The organism is Pelagimonas phthalicica (assembly GCF_004364805.1).
Classification (GTDB): domain Bacteria; phylum Pseudomonadota; class Alphaproteobacteria; order Rhodobacterales; family Rhodobacteraceae; genus Pelagimonas; species Pelagimonas phthalicica.
Genome location: NZ_SOAP01000001.1, coordinates 775,007 through 797,100 on the forward strand (window position 1 = coordinate 775,007; position 22,094 = coordinate 797,100).

General features: G+C 59.0%; 22 protein-coding genes. 14 read left to right on the plus strand and 8 right to left on the minus strand.

Annotated features, from left to right (window positions below; all coding sequences use genetic code 11):
- Window positions 1-52: 52 nt before the first annotated feature.
- Window positions 53-799, plus strand: a complete 747-nt coding sequence (gene fnrL, locus CLV87_RS03790) for a transcriptional regulator FnrL (RefSeq protein ID WP_099244810.1) — start codon at window positions 53-55, stop codon at window positions 797-799.
- Entirely contained in the window at window positions 771-1,697 is a 927-nt protein-coding gene (locus CLV87_RS03795) for a PhzF family phenazine biosynthesis protein (RefSeq protein ID WP_235871831.1), read from the plus strand. Before fnrL ends, CLV87_RS03795 begins: the two co-directional genes overlap by 29 nt.
- An 84-nt stretch (window positions 1,698-1,781) precedes the next feature.
- On the opposite strand, the gene CLV87_RS03800 is transcribed toward CLV87_RS03795, so the two are convergent.
- Complete coding sequence (locus tag CLV87_RS03800) at window positions 1,782-2,621, minus strand: universal stress protein (RefSeq protein ID WP_099243366.1); 840 nt, start codon at window positions 2,619-2,621, stop codon at window positions 1,782-1,784.
- A gap of 194 nt (window positions 2,622-2,815) precedes the next feature.
- Between CLV87_RS03800 and ccoN the strand changes: the two genes are divergently transcribed.
- From ccoN to ccoS, 10 genes are all read left to right on the plus strand, one after another.
- On the plus strand, window positions 2,816-4,426 hold the full coding sequence (gene ccoN / locus CLV87_RS03805) for a cytochrome-c oxidase, cbb3-type subunit I (protein WP_099243365.1): 1,611 nt from the start codon (window positions 2,816-2,818) through the stop codon (window positions 4,424-4,426).
- A 14-nt stretch (window positions 4,427-4,440) separates the two neighbouring features.
- Window positions 4,441-5,169 (plus strand): cytochrome-c oxidase, cbb3-type subunit II, encoded by a 729-nt coding sequence (gene ccoO, locus CLV87_RS03810; RefSeq protein WP_099243364.1) that lies wholly within the window; start codon window positions 4,441-4,443, stop codon window positions 5,167-5,169.
- An 11-nt stretch (window positions 5,170-5,180) separates the two neighbouring features.
- A complete protein-coding gene (locus CLV87_RS03815) occupies window positions 5,181-5,378 on the plus strand; it encodes a cbb3-type cytochrome c oxidase subunit 3 (RefSeq protein WP_099243363.1) in 198 nt (65 codons plus the stop codon).
- 14 nt (window positions 5,379-5,392) lie between these two features.
- Window positions 5,393-6,271: a cytochrome-c oxidase, cbb3-type subunit III gene (ccoP, locus tag CLV87_RS03820; protein ID WP_099243362.1), complete on the plus strand. Its 879-nt coding sequence runs from the start codon at window positions 5,393-5,395 to the stop codon at window positions 6,269-6,271.
- 155 nt (window positions 6,272-6,426) lie between these two features.
- Window positions 6,427-7,869: a sensor domain-containing diguanylate cyclase gene (locus CLV87_RS03825; RefSeq protein ID WP_176556018.1), complete on the plus strand. Its 1,443-nt coding sequence runs from the start codon at window positions 6,427-6,429 to the stop codon at window positions 7,867-7,869.
- 403 nt (window positions 7,870-8,272) lie between these two features.
- Entirely contained in the window at window positions 8,273-9,148 is an 876-nt protein-coding gene (locus CLV87_RS03830; RefSeq protein WP_099243360.1) for a LysR family transcriptional regulator, read from the plus strand.
- A gap of 94 nt (window positions 9,149-9,242) precedes the next feature.
- Window positions 9,243-10,679, plus strand: a complete 1,437-nt coding sequence (ccoG, locus tag CLV87_RS03835) for a cytochrome c oxidase accessory protein CcoG (protein ID WP_099244808.1) — start codon at window positions 9,243-9,245, stop codon at window positions 10,677-10,679.
- A complete protein-coding gene (locus CLV87_RS03840) occupies window positions 10,676-11,146 on the plus strand; it encodes a FixH family protein (RefSeq protein ID WP_099243359.1) in 471 nt (156 codons plus the stop codon). Before ccoG ends, CLV87_RS03840 begins: the two co-directional genes overlap by 4 nt.
- A complete protein-coding gene (locus CLV87_RS03845) occupies window positions 11,143-13,329 on the plus strand; it encodes a heavy metal translocating P-type ATPase (protein WP_099243358.1) in 2,187 nt (728 codons plus the stop codon). The genes CLV87_RS03840 and CLV87_RS03845 overlap by 4 nt, the downstream gene beginning before the upstream one ends.
- A 4-nt stretch (window positions 13,330-13,333) precedes the next feature.
- Window positions 13,334-13,492, plus strand: coding sequence for a cbb3-type cytochrome oxidase assembly protein CcoS (gene ccoS, locus CLV87_RS03850; RefSeq protein ID WP_099243357.1), 159 nt, complete (start codon window positions 13,334-13,336; stop codon window positions 13,490-13,492).
- 15 nt (window positions 13,493-13,507) lie between these two features.
- Here the strand turns inward: ccoS and CLV87_RS03855 are convergent, their stop codons facing one another.
- Entirely contained in the window at window positions 13,508-14,503 is a 996-nt protein-coding gene (locus CLV87_RS03855) for a Hint domain-containing protein (RefSeq protein WP_166652664.1), read from the minus strand.
- Window positions 14,504-14,593: 90 nt separating this feature from the next.
- The gene (locus CLV87_RS03860; RefSeq protein ID WP_099243355.1) at window positions 14,594-15,052 is read right to left on the minus strand and encodes an Lrp/AsnC family transcriptional regulator; all 459 of its coding nucleotides are present in this window, start codon (window positions 15,050-15,052) and stop codon (window positions 14,594-14,596) included.
- Between the two features lie 135 nt (window positions 15,053-15,187).
- Between CLV87_RS03860 and ald the strand changes: the two genes are divergently transcribed.
- Complete coding sequence (ald, locus tag CLV87_RS03865) at window positions 15,188-16,309, plus strand: alanine dehydrogenase (protein WP_099244806.1); 1,122 nt, start codon at window positions 15,188-15,190, stop codon at window positions 16,307-16,309.
- On the opposite strand, the gene CLV87_RS03870 is transcribed toward ald, so the two are convergent.
- Window positions 16,280-17,059, minus strand: a complete 780-nt coding sequence (locus CLV87_RS03870; RefSeq protein ID WP_099243354.1) for a helix-turn-helix transcriptional regulator — start codon at window positions 17,057-17,059, stop codon at window positions 16,280-16,282. The two genes, ald and CLV87_RS03870, sit on opposite strands and share 30 nt — an antisense overlap.
- A gap of 91 nt (window positions 17,060-17,150) precedes the next feature.
- Between CLV87_RS03870 and CLV87_RS03875 the strand changes: the two genes are divergently transcribed.
- Entirely contained in the window at window positions 17,151-17,687 is a 537-nt protein-coding gene (locus tag CLV87_RS03875) for a peroxiredoxin-like family protein (protein ID WP_099243353.1), read from the plus strand.
- Between the two features lie 53 nt (window positions 17,688-17,740).
- Here the strand turns inward: CLV87_RS03875 and mscL are convergent, their stop codons facing one another.
- From mscL to CLV87_RS03895, 4 genes are all read right to left on the minus strand, one after another.
- Window positions 17,741-18,163 (minus strand): large conductance mechanosensitive channel protein MscL, encoded by a 423-nt coding sequence (gene mscL, locus CLV87_RS03880; protein ID WP_099244804.1) that lies wholly within the window; start codon window positions 18,161-18,163, stop codon window positions 17,741-17,743.
- A gap of 137 nt (window positions 18,164-18,300) precedes the next feature.
- Window positions 18,301-18,750 carry a YtoQ family protein gene (locus CLV87_RS03885; RefSeq protein WP_099244802.1) on the minus strand — a complete coding sequence of 150 codons (450 nt, stop codon included), beginning with the start codon at window positions 18,748-18,750 and terminating at the stop codon, window positions 18,301-18,303.
- Between the two features lie 57 nt (window positions 18,751-18,807).
- Window positions 18,808-19,077, minus strand: coding sequence for a glutaredoxin family protein (locus tag CLV87_RS03890; RefSeq protein ID WP_099243352.1), 270 nt, complete (start codon window positions 19,075-19,077; stop codon window positions 18,808-18,810).
- Between the two features lie 93 nt (window positions 19,078-19,170).
- Window positions 19,171-21,678 (minus strand): GcvT family protein, encoded by a 2,508-nt coding sequence (locus tag CLV87_RS03895; protein WP_099243351.1) that lies wholly within the window; start codon window positions 21,676-21,678, stop codon window positions 19,171-19,173.
- Window positions 21,679-22,094 lie beyond the last annotated feature (416 nt).

Here is a 22,094-nt window from a genome sequence, read left to right on the forward strand (position 1 = left end):
ATGGATGTTGGGGGAGCGCGACCTTGACCCAGATCAATATGGGACCATGCCAATGGTGAATAAACGAAGCCTCGCAGTTCTGCAGGAATGTGAAGACTGCCCGATCAAGCACCGCGCCGTTTGTGCGCGCTGCGAAGATGATGAGCTTCAACAGCTTGAAGAGATTAAGTATTATCGCAAGTTCGAAGCCGGGCAGACCATTATCTGGTCCGGTGACCGTATGGATTTTGTCGGCTCTGTCGTTTCTGGCATCGCAACACTGACCCAGACCATGGAAGACGGACGCACCCAGATGGTGGGCCTTTTGTTGCCATCGGATTTTGTCGGCCGTCCGGGCCGGGGCGCGGCAGCCTATGACGTGGTGGCGACCACCGATCTGGTCATGTGCTGCTTTCGCAAGGCCCCGTTTGAGGACCTGATGGTCAAGACCCCGCATATCGCCCAGCGCCTGTTGGAAATGACTCTGGACGAGCTGGATGCGGCGCGGGAATGGATGCTGGTTCTGGGCCGCAAAACAGCGCGGGAAAAGATCGCTTCGCTTTTGTCGATCATCGCGCGGCGCAATGCCACGCTGCACCTGTCCACAACCGATGGACCGCTGGTCTTTGACCTGCCACTGACCCGCGAGGCGATGGCGGACTACCTTGGCTTGACGCTGGAAACCGTGAGCCGCCAGATTTCGGCGTTGAAACGGGACGGGGTGATCGTGCTTGAGGGCAAGCGTCACGTGACCATTCCGGATATGTCTCGGTTGATGGATGAGGCCGGGGATGACGCGGATGGGGGCGTTTTTGCCTGAGCAACTGCCCTTTGCGACCTGCGATGTGTTCACCACCGAACGGTTCACTGGCAACCCGCTGGCGATTGTGCGCGGGGCGGATGGGATGAGCACAGAGGCGATGCAGACCATCGCGCGCGAGTTCAACCTTTCCGAGACCATCTTTGTGCAAACACCGGATGACCCGGCCCATAGCGCCAAGGTGCGGATTTTCTTTCCCACAGCCGAGATCCCCTTTGCCGGGCATCCCACCATTGGCTGCGCCATCCATCTCGCCTTGGAAACCGCGCCAGAGGGGGATTTCGAGACCAAGATCACGCTAGAGGAACAGGCGGGGCTGGTACCGGTGCGTGTCTGGCGTCAGGCGGGCCATGTACAGGCGGAATTCCAGGCACCGGTTGTGCCTTTTGCCGCCAGCGAGGGCCGCGCGCCCGAGGCCGGGCACTTGGCAGCGGCTCTGGATTTGTCCGAGGATCAGATCGGCATGAGCGGCCATGCCCCCGGTGTGTTCGAAGGGGGCCCGCGGTTCATGTATGTGCCGGTGCGCGATCTCGACGCTTTGGCACAGGCGCGGCCTATCGAACCGGCATGGAGCACGGCGATTGCAGCGGGCGCGGTGGACAATGCCTATGTCTATACCGCTGTCGATGGTGGCTATCAGGCGCGCATGTTCTCACCCACGGCCGGCATCCCCGAGGATCCGGCCACCGGATCGGCCAGCGCCATTCTGGCGGCGCAATTGCTGGCAAATGGCGCGCTAGCAGAGGGCGAAACCGCCCTCACCCTGCGCCAAGGTGTGGAAATGGACCGCCCGAGCGAGATCGGCTTTCGCGCCATCACCAAAGATGGCGCGCTTCAGGCCGTTTACATCTCGGGATCAGCCGTGCCGGTCAGCAGTGGAACGATCACCCTGCCCTAACAGAACACCGTCCTGCGGGATGGTGGGTGGGGCGATGTGATCAGGGTTTACCCTGAGCACAAGCGTCCCCCACATCTCGCAAAATCAATGCGCCATCAATGTGGTGACTTCGGTCTGTTCCAGCATGTTGCGGGTCGCACCGCCCAGAATGGCTTCACGGAAGCGCGAATGGCCATAGGCCCCCATCACCACCATATCCGCATTCACATCGCGCACATGGCGCTGCATGACATCCGCCACCCGGGGCAGGGTCTTGGACAGCACATCAATCTCGGCCTTCACGCCGTGCCGCGCCAGGTATTGCGACAGCATCCCACCGGGATCGGAACGGTTCGGCCCGTGCTGCGGAGGATCGATCACAACCACATGCACCGCATCCGCCTGAACCAGAAACGGCATCGCCGCGCGCACAGCGCGCAAGGCCTCGCTGCTTTCATTCCAGCCAATGACAATGCGTTCGGGAGATTTCGGCGGCTCGACCTCTTCGGGCACCACCAGAACCGGCACCTGCCCCTCGAACAGGGCCCCCTCCAGAACCGGTTCCAGCTCAACCCCGCGACCGGTGCCATAGGGTTTGGGCAAGACGACCAGATCGCTGAACCGCGCGCGCGCTGCCACGTGACGGCCGATATCGACCAATTGCGCCACCCCGTCTTCGACCCCCCAACGGGCCTCGGTCCTGGCCAAACGCTCGCGCGCCTGCGCGCCCAACGCGGTTGCTTCGCCGCTTGCGCGGGTCAGGGTTTCCTGCAGCACCATCGCATTGGCCCCGGCATAGTAATAGCCGGTTTGCGTGCGATCGACGCCAAAGCACATGACATCAAGATGCGCATCACATCCGGTTGCCACAGCAGCGGCATGGTCCAGGGTCGTTTCTGCCAGCGCCGGGTCAGTGACGACTGTAAATACTGATTTGAAGGCCATTATCCCCTCCTGTTCCTAACTCACCCCACGCTAGACCGGCGCGGATGGTCGCACCTTGACCCTCGTCAAGGTCAAGCCGCAGATCTATTGATGCAGATCAATGCCCTCATTTCCCGAAACGTCCAAAACCAAGCCGGTCTAATAACCGCTCGCACGGCTTTGCGAATCGTGCGGGTCAGACGAAGGGACGAATTATGATCAACTATCTCAAGCTGATCGTGCTTGGACTGGTTGCGATCTTTGCGATGATCGCCGCCTCCTATGCACGAGATGTGGCTTATCAGGTCCATGCGATCATCATTCTGGCTGTTGCGGCCGGGATGTTTATCTGGACTCTGCGCCGCACCGATGAACCCGTGGTGGCAACACCACAGAACGAATATATGGACGATGTGATCCGCGCCGGTGTGATTGCCACAGCCTTCTGGGGTGTGATCGGCTTTGCCGCGGGGACTTTCATCGCCTTCCAACTTGCTTTCCCCGTGCTGAACTTTGATTGGGCGCAGGGATATGCAAACTTTGGCCGCCTGCGCCCGCTGCATACCAGCGCGGTGATTTTTGCCTTTGGCGGAAACGCTTTGATTGCGACCTCTTTCTATATTGTCCAGCGCACCAGCGCCGCGCGCCTCTGGGGCGGCAACATGGCCTGGTTCGTATTCTGGGGCTACCAGCTGTTTATCGTGCTGGCGGCAACCGGTTACCTGCTGGGTGGCACGCAATCCAAGGAATATGCAGAACCTGAATGGTATGTTGACCTGTGGCTGACCATTGTCTGGCTCGCCTATCTGGCGATCTTTGTGGGCACCATCGTCAAACGCAAAGAGCCGCATATCTACGTGGCAAACTGGTTCTTCCTGTCCTTCATCCTGACCGTCGCAATGCTGCACGTGTTCAACAACCTCAGCATCCCGGTCTCGATCTGGGGCTCCAAATCGGTTCAGGTCTTCTCGGGCGTACAAGACGCGATGACCCAGTGGTGGTATGGCCACAACGCTGTGGGCTTCTTCCTGACCGCGGGCTTCCTGGGGATGATGTATTACTTTGTGCCAAAGCAGGCCGAACGCCCTGTTTTCAGCTACAAACTGTCGATCATCCACTTCTGGGCGCTGATCTTCCTGTATATCTGGGCTGGTCCTCACCACCTGCATTACACCGCGCTGCCTGACTGGGCCTCGACCCTTGGCATGGTGTTCTCGGTCATCCTGTGGATGCCGTCCTGGGGTGGTATGATCAACGGTCTGATGACCCTGTCCGGTGCCTGGGACAAGCTGCGCACCGACCCGGTTATCCGCATGATGGTGATCTCGATCGGTTTCTACGGCATGTCCACATTCGAGGGTCCGATGATGTCGATCCGCGCCGTGAACAGCCTGAGCCACTATACTGACTGGACCATTGGCCACGTGCACTCTGGTGCGCTGGGTTGGAACGGCATGATCACCTTTGGTGCGCTGTACTACCTGGTACCGAAGCTGTGGAACCGCGAACGTCTCTATTCGTTGCAACTGGTCTCCTGGCACTTCTGGCTCGCCACCATCGGCATCGTTCTTTACGCCGCCTCGATGTGGGTCACCGGTATCATGGAAGGTTTGATGTGGCGCGAAGTTGACGCCAATGGCTTCCTGGTCTGGAGCTTTGCAGACACCGTAGGTGCGAAACTGCCGATGTATATCGTCCGCGCTTTGGGTGGTGTGATGTTCGTCGCTGGTGCCGTGATCATGGTCTATAACTTGTGGATGACCGCAAAAGCAGCCCCGGCAGTCGATGCCGAAGCCGCCAATGCGCATGCCACCCCGGCCGAATAAGGAGGACCGGATAGATGGCAATTCTCGACAAACACGCAGTCCTTGAGAAAAACGTCACCCTTTTGGCAATCTTTGCCTTCCTTGTGGTGACCATCGGGGGCCTGGTGCAGATCGTACCGCTCTTCTACCTCGAAAACACCATCGAGGATGTAGAGGGCATGCGTCCCTACACCCCTCTCGAGCTCACCGGGCGCGAAGTCTATATCCGCGAAGGCTGCTATGTCTGCCATTCGCAGATGATCCGCCCGATGCGCGACGAGGTGGAACGTTACGGTCACTACTCTCTGGCTGCAGAGAGCCAGTATGACCACCCGTTCCAGTGGGGCTCCAAGCGGACAGGTCCTGACCTGGCCCGTGTGGGCGGTCGTTACTCGGATGAGTGGCAGATCGACCACCTGCGCGATCCGCAATCGGTTGTTCCGGAATCGGTGATGCCGAAATACGGCTTCCTCGAGGCCAAGATGATCGACGGCAAATATGTTGGCGAGCTGATGGCAACACATCGTCTGGTGGGTGTCCCTTACACCCAAGAGATGATCGACAACGCTCAGGCAGACTTTGCCGCGCAGGCGGATCCGGACAGCGATTATGACGGTCTGCTGGAACGCTATGGTGACAAGGTCAATGTACGCAACTTTGACGCCCGCGCTGGTGTCTCTGAGGCGGACGCGTTGGTCGCTTACCTGCAAATGCTGGGCACCCTGGTCGACTTCTCGACCTTCACGCCTGACGCAAGCCGCTAAGGAGAACGGATATGGAAACCTATTCTTTCCTGCGCGAACTTGCCGATAGCTGGGCGCTTTTGGTGATGTTCTCGATCTTCATCGGCATCGGTCTCTGGGCGTTTCGCCCAGGCAGCCGCGCCATTCATGACGACACGGCCAATATCCCGTTCCGCCATGATGATCGTCCTGCCCCCCTTCGGGGTGACGACAAACCCGCCGCGGATTAAGGAGGCGAGGAACAATGAGTGACAAGAAAAACGACGATCTCGACTATGAGACAACAGGCCATGTCTGGGACGGTATTCACGAATACAACAAGCCGCTCCCGAAATGGTGGGTCTGGACCTTCTACGCCACCATCGTCTGGGGTATCGGTTATTCGATCGCCTACCCTGCCTGGCCGATGATCAGCGAAGCCACCCCTGGCTTGCTGGGTTATTCGACCCGTGGTGAGGTTGCAGCGGAAATCGACCGTGTGAGTGAGGCCAACTCGGCAATCAACGCCAAGCTGGCTGCGGCCGAGTTGACCGCGATTGCAGATGACTCCGAGCTGAGCACCTATGCCAACAATGCTGGTAAAGCCGTGTTCAACACCTGGTGTGTCCAGTGTCACCAGACCAACGGCAAAGGGGCCATTGGCTATCCTACGCTGCTGGATGATGACTGGCTCTGGGGGGGCTCCATCGAGGATATCCACCACACGGTCAGCCATGGCGTGCGTAACGAAACAAGCGACGATGCGCGCTATTCGGAAATGCCCGCCTTTGGCCGCGACGAGCTGCTGGAGAAAGAGGAAATTGTCCAGGTTGCAAACTATGTGATGCAACTGGGTGGCAATACGCCTGCGGATGCCGCTGCTGCTGAGGCCGGTGCTGAGGTCTTTGCCGATAACTGCTCCTCCTGCCACGCAGAGGACGGGACCGGTGACCGCAGCCAGGGTGCTCCGAACCTGACCGACGCGATCACGCTGTTTGGTGACAGCTATGAGGACATCCTCGAAACTGTGACCAATGCCCGGTTTGGCGTCATGCCATCCTGGAACGACCGGTTGAGCGAAGCGGAAATCCGCGCCGTATCGGCCTATGTGCATGGTCTGGGCGGCGGCGAAGCCTCCGAATAATCAGCGCTTGAAACCAGAGAATCGGGCCTCTCACAGCAATGTGAGAGGCCCTTTTTTTGTGTCAGAGGGCAATGTTAACGCTTTGTAAAGACTTTCAGTCAAATTTGATCAAAGCCAAATCTGCCCCTTTGCCTATGACAGTAACAGACACACATTTGACCGCACCTAGCCCCTGCGCGCCAAGGGCTTTTGTCGATGCCTTTGACCAATTCCCCGAGCCGGTGATCCTGACGGATCTGGCGCGGCGCGTTATCTGGTGCAACGCCCATTTCGAAAACCTGCTGGGATATGATCTGAGCACAGTTCAAGGCACCAGCACCCGGTCGCTTTACGCCAACAGACAAGACTTCGATCACATCGGGGGCAAGCGGGCCATTCCCAAACGCGATCTCGACAGACGGTGCTACACCGCAGAATACCGTCACAAGGACGGGTCCAAGATCTTTGCCGAAACCACCAGTTGGCCGGTCAAGGATGCCGAGGGTCAGTTGATCGGCTTTGCCGCCATTCTGCGCGACAAGACTGCCAGCTATCGTGTGAACGAGGCGCTGTCAGACCTATATCGGATTTCCTCGTCTCAATCTCTGACCGGGTCCGAGAAAATCGACGCCATCCTTGCCCTGGGCCGACGCTTTTTTGGCTTGCCCATTGCCCTGGTCAGCCTCATTCGCGACGACAAGTTCACGGTGTTGTTTTCCAATTGCGCCCATGCGGATATTCCGCCCACGACACAGTTTTGCCTCGACGAAACCTTTTGCCATCAAACCCTGGAAACCGGCGCGCCCCATGCGGTGCACCAGATTGACGAAAACTCCGATGCGCAGACCCGCGCCGTCGGTGACAAAACCGGATTGCAGGCCTATATCGGCTTGCCGCTGACCGTCGATGGTGAACGTTTCGGCACATTGGGCTTTTCCGGACCCGCGGCCAGGCCCGCCTTTGGCAAGGCGGATTTTGACGTGCTGAAGCTCTGCGGGGCCTGGATTGCGCAGGAATTATCGCTTGAAATGAGTTATCAGGCGCTGACCCGCGAAGCGCAGCAGGATTGGTTGACCGGCGCGGGCACCAATCGCGCTTTTCGCAAGACGCTGAACATGGCCTTTGCCAAGACCAGACTGTCGCCATCATCTGCGCAACTAATCCTGTTCGATATCGACCATTTCAAATCGATCAATGATCGGTTTGGCCATGATCGCGGGGATGTTGTGCTGCGCTCTATTGCGCAGGCGGTGCAAGAGAAACTGGGGCGGGACCTACAGCTCTATCGGATCGGCGGTGAGGAATTTGCGGTTATTCTAGAGCAGTGTGACACGCAATTTGCCGTCGATTTGGCCGAATCCCTGCGAGAGGCCATCGCCTCTTTGGCATTGGGCTTTGACACCAGCGCGAGCTTTGGTGTTTCCCCTGCGGCCAAGGGGTTCAAAACCGAAAATGACTGGCTGAAATGTGCGGATCTGGCGCTTTATGCGGCCAAGCACAATGGCCGCAACCAGGTGGTCACCAATAACGGCGTGCCCTCCCTGAGAGTGAGCGGCAAATGCCCAATGACTTCGTGCCCGGAAAGCGAAGAATGTAACGCGCGACGCAGCTCGGCTTGATACAAATCAAGGAAGCCCGAGATTCGTTTTGGCAAACTGTCCTCAGAAAGACTTGGGGACCTCCCCCCATGTCATAAAACACCCCGGCCCCAGTGCCGAGGCGTATTGCGCCGATGCCCTGTCCTGTTCGCGCGTTTCCTAGGGTATCGGCGCATTTTCTATTTCACGCTCCCCCGAGTTGACCGCCAGCGATGCGGTGCCAGATCAAGGTCGGCAAGATGCACGGGTGTCTGCGGGTGCTCCAGATGAAACTTATGTAAGTTTTGACGCGATGCAAGCAGCATGGAATTTGCGAGAATATTGAACATAGCCAGCTCCTTTGTTGACTTTCTGCGTTCCAACATGCTGAAATCACCGCCATCAAGCCAGCCAACTATCTTTCCATTATGTAAGCTGAACTTAAATGAAGTGGTCCTCTGTCCCGCCCCTGGCCCCGCTCAAGGCCTTTGCCGCCTATGCCGATACCGGTTCGGTATCGGCCGCCGGGGCGCGGTTGAATGTCAGCCATGCGGCGATCAGCCAGCATATTCGCCAGCTTGAGGGGCATCTGAATGTCGCCTTGGTGGATCGGTCAGGGCGACAGATGGTTTTGACACTCGAAGGGCGCGCCCTGGCGACGGCGCTGCTGGATGGATTCGGCACCATTGCCGAAGCGGTTGAAGCGCTGTCAGAGCAAGAAGATCAGCGGCCCTTGCAGATTTCCTGCACGCCCAGCTTTGCCTCTTGCTGGTTGATGCCGCGCCTGGCCCGGTTCCGCGAGAAACACGGCAATATCGATATGATGATCGATCCCAACCCCAATCTCGTGACACTGACCCCCGGCGGCATTGATGTGGCCATTCGTTATGGCACGGGCGGCTGGTCGGGCTTGGAAAATCGCGCGCTTTTTCCGGCGCAGCTGGTGCTTGTCGGTGCGCCGGTCCTGTTTCCCAACAAGGTGCCCCGCACAAATGCCGATCTGCAAAAACTGCCCTGGCTCAATGAGTTGGGCACGAACGAAGCCTCGCTTTGGCTGGAACGCAAAGGGTTGAAACGCGATCAGATCACCTCGATCACCGATGCGCCGGGCAACCTGGTGCTGGACGGGCTGCGCAGCGGTCAGGGAATCGCCGTTGTCACCCGCCTTGCGGTGGCCGAGGATATCGCCTCGGGCCGGTTGATCATCCTGCATGAGGAAAACACCGGGGCGAGCTATCATCTGGTCACGCGCCCCGGATTGCAGCGCCCAGCCCTGCGGGCATTTTGTCGCTGGATCTTGGACGAAGCCCGAAAAACCTAAATTAGAGATTCAGTATTTGATGCAGGTCAAGGCTGCGCAGGTCGGCTTTTGGGAAAACACGCATCGACAAAATCCCTTAACGGAGCGATTCCCCGTGTCCGACAATACGACCCCTCCCTCCCTTTACGCGGCGCGCGAGCCAGTTTTCCCAAAACGAGTCAGCGGCGCATTTCGCAACATGAAATGGATCATCATGTTGGTGACATTGGGGATCTACTATCTAACACCTTGGATTCGTTGGGATCGCGGGCCGCAACTACCGGATCAGGCGGTGCTGGTCGATCTTGCCAACCGCCGCTTTTATTTCTTCTGGATCGAGATCTGGAGCCACGAGTTTTACTTTGTCGCCGGCCTGCTGATCATGGCCGGGCTGGGGCTGTTCCTGTTCACCTCAGCCTTGGGTCGAGTCTGGTGTGGCTATGCCTGCCCGCAAACGGTCTGGACCGACCTGTTCATTCTGGTGGAACGCTGGATTGAAGGCGACAGAAACGCCCGCCTGCGCCTGCATCGCCAAAAGAAATGGGATCTTCGCAAGCTGCGGCTGCGTGTCACCAAGTTTATCGCCTGGTTTGTGATTGGCCTCGCCACTGGCGGCGCTTGGGTGTTCTATTTTGCCGATGCGCCCACGCTTTTGGTGGATCTGGTCACCGGCCAAGCCCACCCAATCGCCTACACCACCATGCTGACCCTGACCGCGACCACCTTTTTCTTTGGCGGAATCGCGCGGGAACAGATCTGCATCTATGCCTGCCCCTGGCCGCGTATTCAGGCGGCAATGATGGACGAAGACACGCTGACCATCGGTTATCGCGACTGGCGCGGTGAACCGCGCGGCAAGCTGCGCAAGAAACAGGATGCCAGCCAAGAGACCGGTGATTGCATCGATTGCATGGCCTGCGTGAATGTTTGCCCCATGGGGATCGACATTCGCGATGGTCAGCAGATGGAATGCATCACTTGCGGCCTCTGTATCGATGCCTGTGACGAGATGATGGACAAGATCGGCAAGCCACGCGGGCTGATCGATTATCTCGCCCTATCGGATGAGCCGCGCGAACGCGAAGGCCAACCACCGCGCTCGGTTTGGAAGCATATCTTCCGCGTGCGCACCATCATGTATACCACCCTGTGGTCACTGGTCGGGGTCGGGCTGGTTTTTGCCCTGTTCATCCGCCCCGCCATCGAGATGACCGTCGCCCCGGTGCGCAACCCGGTCTATGTCACCCTGTCTGACGGGTCGATCCGCAACACATATGACATCCGCCTGCTCAACAAACATGGCGAAGACCGCCCGTTCCGCCTGACCCTCAAGGCCGACCCAACCCTGCGTCTGCAACTGGAAGGCACGCCCTATGAAACGGTCACGGTCAAAGCCAATGAGACGCTGCTGCAAAAGGTCCATGTGATCGCACCGCGTCATTCGGACCCGGCCAAGGGTGGCCGCGCTGACATCCGGTTCTGGGTCGAAGATTTGACCACCGGAGACCGCGCCCATAATGATACTGTCTTTAACGGACGAGATGACCAATGACCAAGACTGAACGCAAACTGACCGGTTGGCATGTGCTGATGATCTTTGGCGGTGCCTTTGGGGTGATCATCGCCGTGAATATGGTGCTGGCCTTTAGCGCGGTGAAAACCTTTCCGGGGTTGGAGACCAAGAACTCTTATATCGCCAGCCAGACCTTTGATGATCGCCGCGCCGCGCAAGAGGCGCTGGGTTGGACGGTTGAGGCCCGCAATACGGGCGGTTTGCTGATCCTTGCGATCAGCAAAGCCGACGGCACTCCGGTGCAGGTGGGCAAGCTGACGGCGGTTCTGGGCCGCCCCACCCATGTCAAAGAAGACCGCGAGCCGGATTTCCAGTTTGATGGTCGCGCCTATGTTGCGCGCGAAACCCTCGCGCCCGGCAATTGGAACATCCGTATGAAGGCCACCGCCCTGGACGGGACCCCGTTTGAACAGCGCGTTGTGTTTGAGGTGAAGGATCCGTCATGACAGCCGTAATGCCGCCCCCAGCCTCTGCCTGCCCTGCCTGCTCTGCCGCCCCTGCGGCCGAGGCGCTGGCGGCGGCTCAGGAACCGAGTGAGGCGCATATCATCCTGTCTTTGCCGACCATCCATTGCGCCGCCTGCATGTCGGCGGTGGAAAGCGCGCTGATGAAATCGGACACGGTGCGCTCGGCCCGGGTGAACCTGACCATGAAACGGGTCAGCATCGAAGCCAATCCCGATCTGACGGCGGCGGATGTGATCCCGCTGGTCGAAGCGGCCGGTTACGAGGCCCATGAGTTGGACAGCACCGCGCTGTCGGCCACGCAAACCGACCGCGCCGGGCGCGAATTGCTCATGCGGCTGGCGGTGGCGGGCTTTGCCTCGATGAACGTGATGCTTTTGTCCGTGGCGGTCTGGTCGGGGGCCGAAGGGCCGACTCGCGACATGTTCCACTGGATTTCAGCGGCCATCGTGCTGCCCTCGGTGGCTTTTGCCGCGCAACCGTTTTTCAAAAACGCCTGGACGGCGCTGAAGGCCGGGCATCTCAATATGGATGTGCCGATCTCGCTGGCGATCCTGCTGGCGCTGGTGACCTCGCTTTGGGAAACGTCTTTATCAGGGGAACACGCCTATTTCGACGCCGCGATTGCCCTGACTTTCTTTTTGCTGACAGGGCGTTACCTTGATCATCGCACCCGTTCCGTCGCGCGCTCTGCGGCTGAGGAATTGGCAGCGCTCGAAGTGCCCCGCGCCTGGCGGGTCACCGAGGATGGCGAGGAACAGATCAACGTTGCCGAGCTGCAAGTGGGCGACCTGATCCGCGTGCGTCCCGGCGGGCGGATGCCGGTGGATGGTGAGATTGCCGATGGCACATCTGAGCTGGATCGCTCATTGCTGACCGGGGAAACCCTGCCGGTCTTTGCCGAACCGGGGCTGAGCGTCAGCGCGGGTGAGGTCAATCTGACCGGCCCGCTGACCATCCGCGCCACCGCTGTGGGGCGCGACACCTCACTGCATCGCATGGCTGATCTGGTCTCGATCGCGGAATCCGGGCGGTCGCGCTATACGTCTTTGGCTGACAAGGCCGCCAAGCTTTATGCGCCTGGCGTGCATATCCTGTCGGCTTTGGCCTTTGTCGGCTGGTATCTCTATAGCGGTGATTTGCGCGTGGCGCTGAACATCGCCGCCGCTGTTTTGATCATCACCTGCCCCTGTGCGCTGGGTCTGGCCGTGCCCGCAGTGACCACCGCCGCCTCGGGGCGTTTGTTCAAACGCGGGCTGCTGATCAAGGACGCCACCGCGCTGGAGCGCTTGGCGCAGATCGATACGGTTGTTTTTGACAAGACCGGCACCCTGACCGCGGGCACGCCCGAGGTCACCAATATCGATGATTTCACCCGGCGCGATCTTGAGATCACCTTGGCCTTGGCCTCTGGCTCCTCGCACCCGCTGTCGCAATCCCTGACCGCTGCCATTCAAGGCGCAGGTATCGGTGCCGCTGAAGTCAGCGAGATCCAAGAAGTTCCCGGCCATGGCACGCAAGGGCGCTGGAACGGGCAATTGGTGCGTCTGGGCCGTGCGGCCTGGGTTGATGGGCCAAGCCTGGCGCTGACATCGACCTGTTTGCGGGTTGGTGATGGGCCGGTGCAGGCCTTTACCTTTACCGACCGGCTGCGCGACGGGGCCGAAGAGGCGGTGCGCGCGCTGCAAGAGGCCGGGCATAAGGTGATCTTGATGTCGGGTGACACCACCCCGGCGGTTGAAGCGCTGGCCAACCGGCTGGGCATCGAACAATGGCTGGCCGAAGCCCTGCCGCAAGACAAGGCCGCGCGCATTCAGGCGCTGACCGATCAGGGGGCCAAAGTGCTGATGGTTGGCGACGGGTTGAACGACACCGCCGCGCTGACTGCCGCCCATGCCTCGATCTCGCCCGCATCGGCGCTGGACGCTGCGCGTGTGGCCTCGGACATAGTGCTGCTCGGCGGAGAGCTGGATCCGATCCCCGAAGCCATCACAACCGCGCAGAAAGCCACCCGCCGCATCCGCGAAAATTTCACCATCGCCACTTGGTACAATATTATCGCGGTGCCTTTGGCGATTGCCGGCCTGTGTTCACCCTTGATTGCGGCGCTGGCCATGTCGAGCAGCTCGCTGACCGTGTCCCTGAACGCCCTGCGCCTGAGGTAAACTGATGAATGTTCTGACTTATCTGATCCCGATTTCCTTGGTTCTGGGTTGTGTGGGCTTAGGCTTTTTCGTCTTTACCCTGCGGTCCAACCAATATGACGACCCTGAAGGCGACGCCCAGCGCATCCTGTCCGGCGATTATGACGACAAGCCCAAGGGGTGATTTAAGACCACGAGCTTACAGGAACATGGCCTCGCGCTGAATCGGCTCGCGATTAGCCGCGATCAGCTCGGCCTCGCGCCGATGTAAAGAAGGGCGGATCAGGTGATATTTGCGATCACCAACCACATCCTTGATCGCAGCGCGATCCTTGGCATCTATCAGATTATCGACAATTTCGCTTGGCAGCAGGCTTTCGCACGGGGCCCCTTGCGCCAAAAGGATATCATGTCGGTCCAACAGGATATGGACATAGGTCACCCGATCTTTTTCAACCTGTCGGATGCGTTTCCCATCAACAAGCGAGATGGCGGGCACCAGAATTTCCCGCTCGCCAAAATGCAAATCCGCCTCATGGGACGAGATCAAGACCCGGTGTTGTGGAGACAACTTGATCGGCGCGAAATTCCCGATGGCCCCTTTGGGAAAGCGCACCGGAGCCGCTGCTCCGCGCCCGGACACGGTCTTTCGACCGATCCACAGGATTTCCCGTGCCACTCCACCCAGGGTGCACACGGTCTCCCCCACCTTGAGCTGACCGGCCCGAAAATAGCCACGCGGCGTGGCGATCTGCGTTGAGCGTTCAAAGCAGATATATTCATGGTCGTAAGCTGGGTCTTGGTCGGTCGTGTAGAAATTTGGCGGGTTTGAGGGGCCGTAATTCGTCCAATACCAGTTTTCGAGATCAAAATCGGGAGTCCAGATGACATGGACCGTTTCGCCGCCGCTCGTCCCTTCAAAAACAACGATTCCTCCATTGCCAGGAGCCGGATCACTGCGCACGACAACCGCATCTTCCAAATTGCCACCACCATGACCTGACCAGGACACATCGTAAGTATCGCCAACTTCAAACACCCTTGGGTCAGGGTCACCATCATTCGTGGTGATTTGCAGGTTAGAGGTCGAATTGGGCGGATGATCGAACCGAGAATAGCCGGGTTGGATTCCCACATTGCTGCCGCTTGCCACGGCAAAGGAGTTATCCCCTCCTTCAATTGTAAACGAGGCCACCAATTCAAATACCCCTGCGTCACGCTGCTGCGCAGAAATTACCGGTTCGGGGTTAATTCACAGTAAAGCCGTGATATTCAGGGGCTTACCCTAAACGGGCAGCGCTGTAGTCTTGAACACGGTGCGCAGGGCAAAGCTGGATTGCATCTGCGCCACCCCTGGCAGGCGGGTCAGGTATTGGCGGTGAATGCGGGCGAAATCTTCGGTATCTTCGGCAACAACCTTGAGGATGTAATCCGCCGTGCCCGCCATCAGGTGGCATTCCAGCACATCCGGCACCCGCGCCACCGCCTTTTCAAAGGCCTCAAGCACTTCATCCGCCTGTGCGCTGAGCTTGATCTCGACAAAAACCGTGGTCGGCATGCCCAGCTTGCGTGCATTCAAAAGCGCCACATAGTCGCGCACATAGCCATCGGCCTCTAATCTCTGCACCCGACGGTGACAGGCCGAGGCCGAAAGATTGACCTCTTCGGAGAGGTCGGCATTGGAAATGCGCCCCTTGCGTTGCAGCACCCTTAGGATTCGGCGATCTGTCTCGTCCAGGCTCATCTACGCCCCTTTCATCGAAGTTTTCCCACAATCATCGAAGATTCTTCGATTGTTGACGCTAACTACGCAGCATTTTCGGACAGAAAATTCAAGGGTTTCATTCATGCTTAAAAAATAGGCGAACGGAGGATGACCATGAAAATCGGATGCCCCACAGAAATCAAACCCCAGGAATTTCGCGTCGGTCTGACGCCCAATGCGGCACAGGAGGCCGTGGCACATGGCCATCAGGTGATCGTGCAGAAAGGTGCCGGGATCGGTGCCGGTTTCACTGACGAAGACTATGTCGCCGCGGGTGCTGCGATCATCGATACCGCCGAGGAAATCTTTGCCACCGCGGATATGATCGTCAAGGTCAAGGAACCCCAGGCGGTTGAACGCAAGATGCTGCGCGAAAACCAGCTGCTGTTCACCTATCTGCACCTTGCCCCGGACCCGGATCAGACCCATGATCTGCTGGCCTCTGGCTGCACTGCAATTGCCTATGAAACCGTGACCGATGATCGCGGTGGCCTGCCTCTGCTGGCCCCGATGTCCGAGGTTGCCGGTCGTCTCGCCCCGCAGGTTGGCAGTTGGACGCTGCAAAAGGCCAATGGCGGGCGCGGTGTGCTGATGGGCGGCGTTCCCGGTGTTGGTCCGGCCAAGGTTGTCGTGATCGGCGGCGGTGTCGTTGGCACCCATGCGGCCAAGATCGCCGCAGGGATGGGCGCGGATGTGACCGTTCTGGATCGCTCGCTGCCGCGTCTGCGTTACCTGGATGACGTCTATGGCGGCACGTTCAAGAACCAGTATTCCACGGCTGGTGCGACTGCTGAGCTGATCAAAGAGGCCGATATGGTCGTCGGCGCGGTTCTGATCCCCGGTGCAGCGGCGCCCAAGCTGATCTCACGTGCGCAGCTCTCGACCATGAAGCCCGGCGCGGCGCTGGTTGACGTTGCGATTGACCAGGGCGGCTGCTTCGAGACCTCCAAGGCGACCACCCATGCGGACCCGGTCTATGACGTCGATGGCATCATGCATTACTGCGTCGCCAACATGCCGGGCGCGGTTGCGCGCACCTCGACCATCGCGCTTGGCAATGCCACCCTGCCCTTCATGCTGAACCTGGCAGACAAAGGGTGGCAGCAGGCCTGTGCCGATGATCCACATCTGCTGAACGGGCTGAACGTCCATGCCGGCAAGCTGACCTATTTCGCGGTCGGCAAAGCGCTTGGCATTGATGTCACCTCACCCCAGTTGGCGCTCAAGGCGGCCTAAGGTCGGCTTGGCACCCGGTGCCGTCCCTTCGCGTCCCCTAATTGCCAGGGGCGGCACCCCATATTTCTGTCGAAAGGCGCGCGAAAACGCCTCGGGCGAGGCATAGCCATAGCGCCGCGACACCGCATCGACACGATGCCCCAGGCGCAGATCCTGACGCGCTACGCTCAACCGCCATTGCCGCAGATAGCTCATCGGGGTTTGCCCGACTTTCTGGGCAAAGATCTCGGCAAAGCGCGAGGGGGACAGCCCCGCCTCGGCCGCCAGATCCGGCCCGGTCCAACCATGGCCCGGCCGGTTATGCATGGCCACCAAAGCCCGGGCGAGGCGATCATCCGACAGGCCGGACAAGATGCCAATCTGCGCGCAGCCGTTTTCGAATTGAAAGCGCAGCAGCCGCACGATAATCACCTCTGCCAGCCGCCGCATCACCGAGGTGCCACCGCAGCGATGCGCCTCGGCCTCGCAGGTGAGCGCGATCACCAGCCCCTGCAAGTCAGGGCTGGAAACGGGCATCTCCATCCGCTCGGGCAGACCCCTTTGAATCGGATTGTCCTTGCTGCCCCAATCCACCAGCGCCGCAAATTGTGCGCCGGGCACAGGCTGCGCCTGTTTGTGAAACAAGATGTGCTGCCCCGCCCCCGATTGCGTCACCACCAGATGCGCCGGTTCATCCACGACAGGGGTTATCGCAATATCAAAGCGTTCGATCAAATCAGCCAAACGGTCGGGGCGGTTGGGGTCGGACATGAGCTTCGATATTCCTGCAAGGTTTTTCGGAATTTCCTAGCTTAGATTTGCGCAATATAGGGTCATCGTCAAGTTCACAGAGGAATTCCAGATGTTGATGCCCCGCCAGAAAACCCCGAACCTGCAGTTGCCAACGCTTGACCACGGCACCTTTGACCTGTCCCAGATCACCTCTGAGCGTGGCATTTTGGTGGTGTTCTATCGCGGGCTGCATTGCCCGATCTGCGCCAATTACCTCAGCGAATTGGCCAAGCAGCAAGCCAAGTTCGCAGAGCGCGGGGTTGATGTGATTGCCGTCAGTTCGGATGGCCAAGAGCGCGCCCGCGCCATGGCGGACAAGGTTGGCGCAGAGAGCTTGCGCTTTGCCTATGATCTGCCGCTGGATCAGGCCCGTGATTGGGGGCTGTATATCTCGACCTCGCGCGGCAAGACCTCGATTGGGATCGAAGAACCTGCGCTGTTCTCGGAACCCGGTTTCTTTTTGATCAATCCCGATCAGACGCTTTATTTTGGTTCGGTACAGACCATGCCCTTTGTGCGCCCGCATTTCTCTGAGCTGGTTGGAGCCTTGGATTTTGCCATCGCCAATAATTACCCGGCGCGTGGCGAATATACCGGGGCCGTTTGAACCATAAAAAAGGGGGCCTTGTGGCCCCCTTTCCCATCGCACCGTAGTGCAGATTACTTTTTCAGGCTGTCGCGGATTTCCATCAGGATATCCAGCTCGGTCGGGCCTGCTGGCTCTTCTGCCTTGGGCTCTTCGGGCTCTTCTGCGGCGGCCTTGGCCTTGTTGACCATCTTGACCAGCATGAAGACCACAAAGGCGATGATCAAAAAGTTGATCACGGCCATGACAAAGCGACCAATGGCAAAGACCGGCGCGCCTGCTTCTTCGGCGGCGGCCAAAGTGCCATAGGCTTCGCCGTTCAGCGCATAGAACCATTCGGTGAAATCAACGCCACCCATGAACAAGCCGATGATCGGATTGATCAGATCGCCAACCAGCGATGTCACAATCGCGGTAAATGCGGCACCAATGATGATACCGACTGCCATATCCATAACATTGCCCTTGGCAATGAAATCCTTGAATTCCTGGATCATGTCCCAGTTCCCCTTTTTCCCAAGCAGGCCCACCCCTGCCGCGTCAAGATAACGCGGGAACAGTTCATTCACGCAATGGTGTTTGAGAAAAAGAGGGAAATTAGATGTGCCTTTCCCACAAAGGGGCGTGCTGGCGGTTACCCGGGCAGGTCGCCGGTCTGCACATAGCGCAGGATCTGCACCACCTGTTCGGGCGTGCGGGCCACGGCAAGGGCGGCGGCATCCACTTCTTTCAAAGCATGGTCATGCTCAGGTTGTTGCAGGATAATCAGAGACTTGCCCAGCGCACTGGCATAGCCTGCATCAAAGGCCGCGTTCCACTGGCGGTACTTTTCGCCAAAGCGGACCACAACGATATCAGCCTCTTCGATCAGCTTGCGGGTGCGGATGGCGTTCATCTGCGCGCCCTTGTGATCGTGCCAGAATTTGTTGTCCTCAGCGCCAAGAATCCTGACCCCGCAATCATCTGACCCCGCGTGATCGGTATTTGGCGCGCTGAAAATCATGTCGAGCCCGTCGGCCCCGTCAATAATCTGATCGCGCCAATCGGTGTGAATTTCGCCGGAAAGGTAGACGTGGAATGTCATGGTGAGGCCTTTGTCCTGAATTTTGCCCCAAGATAGCTGCCCGCGCAGAATTGGCAATCAGCGTTGCCAGAACCGTTTTGATTTCGATTTGTTAGCCTTGAGGTGTTTGCGCAGATCCGTGTAGCCGCCGATCTTTTGCCCGTCGATAAAGATCAAGGGCGTGGTCGCCACGTGATGCTTGTCTTTAAAGGCGTCGGTTTCGTGGCGAGTGCGCAGGATGTGCTCTTCGATCTCGAAACCCTGTTTGCGCAGCAGGTCGCGCGCGGCGGTGCCATAGCCGCAGGTGTATTTGGGCAATTCCATGCGATAAAGAACGGCTTTGGGCATCGGGGTCTCCTTTGTGAGACACTTACAAAAGAAACGGGGCCTGCCAAAGCAAGCCCCGCCTTTTCACGTTTCGGTGACCTTTTGCAGGCCCACTCACCCATCCTTGCGGATGGTCTCGTTCTTTGGGTCATAGGGGCTGTCGCAGGTGACAACAGCATCCCAGAGCTTGTCTTGCATTTTGACTTGCAGCTTGGTGCCTTCGACCGCCAGCTCTGGCGGCAGGTACCCCATGCCGATGCTCTTTCCGAAGGCGACCGAGTAGCCGCCCGAGGTCAAACGACCAACACGGGTGCCATCCAGAGTGTAAAGCGCCTCGCGGCCCCAGGGATCGGCATCAGACGGGCCATCAATTAGCAGGGTGCAGCATTTTACACGAATGCCTTTGGCTTCCATCTCGGCCTTGCCGTGGAAATCCTTGGACAGGTCGATAAAGCGCGGCAGATCGGCTTCGGCCGGGGTCGCATCGCGGCCCAGCTCGGTGCCAAAGGCGCGGTAGGATTTCTCCTGACGCAGCCAGTTCTGCGCGCGCGCGCCAACCAGCTTCATGCCATGCTTTTCCCCGGCCTTTTCGAGCAGGTCAAAGAGGTAGTTCTGCATCTCGATCGGGTGGTGCAGCTCCCAGCCGAGTTCACCGGTATAGGCGACGCGGATGGCGTTGACCGGGCACATGCCCAGCTCGATCTGGCGCGCACTAAGCCATGGGAAACGCTTGTTAGAGAGCGCCGTGGCAGGATCGGCGTCAACGATAACCTCTTTCAGCACGTCGCGGGATTTTGGCCCGGCAATCGCAAAGACGCCCCATTGCGTGGTGACATCCTGGATCTCGATATAGCCGAATTCCTCCATCTTGTCCTCGGCCGCCTTGCGCAGGAAATCTGCGTCATATTCGGTCCAGGCCCCGGCGGAGACGAGATAGTAGTTATTCTCGCCATTGCGCACGATGGTGTATTCGGTGCGGGTGGTCCCGGCAGCGGTCAGCGCATAGGTCAGGTTAATACGACCAACCTTGGGCAGCTTGTTACAGGTGAACCAGTCAAGGAACTGCGTTGCGCCGGGGCCTTTGACCACGTGTTTGGTAAAGGCGGTGGCGTCGATCAGGCCCACGCCTTCGCGGATCGCCTTGGCCTCGTCCACCGCGTGTTGCCACCAGCCGCCGCGACGGAAAGACCGGCTTTCCTTGTCAAAATTGTCCGGTGCGTCCAGCGGGCCGAAATAGTTCGGGCGTTCCCAGCCATTGACCCAACCGAACTGTGCGCCGCGGGCCTTTTGACGCTCATAGGCAGGGGCGGTGCGCAATGGGCGGCAGGCCTCACGCTCTTCATCCGGGTGGTGCAGGATGTAGACGTGCTCGTAGCATTCCTCGTTCTTGCGCGCTGCGAATTCGGTGGTCATCCAGTTGGAGCTGTAGCGCTTGGGATCGAGCGAGGCCATGTCGATCTCGGCCTCTCCATCCACCATCATCTGAGCGAGGTAATAGCCGGTGCCGCCTGCTGCGGTGATGCCAAAGCTGAAGCCCTCGGCCAGCCACATGTTGCGCAAGCCCGGAGCCGGGCCAACCAGCGGATTGCCGTCGGGCGTGTAGCAGATCGGGCCGTTGAAATCATCCTTGAGGCCGGATTCGGCGCAGGATGGCACACGCTCGGCCATGGCCATGTATTGATCGGCAATCCGGTCCAGATCGAGCGGGAACAGGTCAGCGCGGAAGCTGTCAGGCACCCCATGTTCAAAGCGCGCCGGTGCGCCATGTTCGTAGATACCCAGGATCCAGCCGCCGCGCTCTTCGCGGGCATAGGATTCATTGTCAGCGTCGCGCACAACCGGGTGTTCAGGATTGCCGGCCTCACGCCATTTCACCAATTCGGGGTCTTTATCCATGACGATAAAGGTGTGCTCGACCGGGATGGCGGGCATCTTGATGCCCAGCATCTTGGCGGTGCGCTGCGCGTGGTTGCCGGATGCGGTTACAACATGCTCGGCGGTGATCACGACCTGTTCGTCGGATGGCACAAGGTTGCCGCCCTTTTCCACCATCTTGGTGCAGGTGACTTCCCAATGGGTGCCGTTCCAGTGGAAAGCATCCGCTTGGATCTTGCGCACGATGTCCACCCCACGCTGGCGCGCGCCCTTGGCCATGGCCTGGGTCACGTCCGCAGGGTTAATATAACCGTCCTCAGTGTGATAGATCGCACCCTTGAGGTCGCCGGTCTCGATCAGCGGCCAGCGTTCCTTGATCTGCTCGGGGGTCAGCCATTCATAGGCCACGTCACAGGTTTCGGCGGTCGAGGCATAGAGCATGTATTCATCCATGCGTTCCTGTGTCTGCGCCATGCGCAGGTTGCCGACCACGGCAAAACCGGCATTCAGCCCGGTTTCCTCTTCGAGGGTCTTGTAGAAATCCACCGAATATTTGTGGATATGCGTGGTGGCATAAGACATATTGAACAGCGGCAACAGGCCCGCCGCATGCCAGGTGGAACCGGATGTCAGTTCATCCCGTTCAATCAACATCACATCATCCCAGCCAGCCTTGGCCAAGTGATAGGCAATCGAGGTTCCGACGGCGCCACCGCCAACAACCAATGCTTTGACTTGGGTTTTCATGTCACTTCTCCTGCGAGCTTTGCCAAAGTGATACCGGCCCTTGCCCCGTCCGTCAGAGCCAGCCCGACCGGTTAGGGTGAGAAAACGACCTAGGCTCTGTTGACAAAACCCCGCCACCTCCGGTTTCAGTCCAAATTTTGCGACGCTAAGCGTTTTCGTGCAGCCAGTGTGGCCCCCTTGCAAGCGGAAACAACGACGCGCTGGCAAAATTTGGCGAAATCGCAAGCGACGCGGCGGGCCGGGCCACGCCTCGGACCAATGGCGGCATGGCCCTTGCTGCTTCTGCCTGCTCTGATTTTCCCTTCCGATCCCCCAGATCGCTGCGGTCAAATCAGCTTGTCAGCAGCAAATTCTGACACGCGCCGGTGATGGCGGGGTTTTGTCAACAGAGCCTAGGGTTTCGCGAACTGTATGGG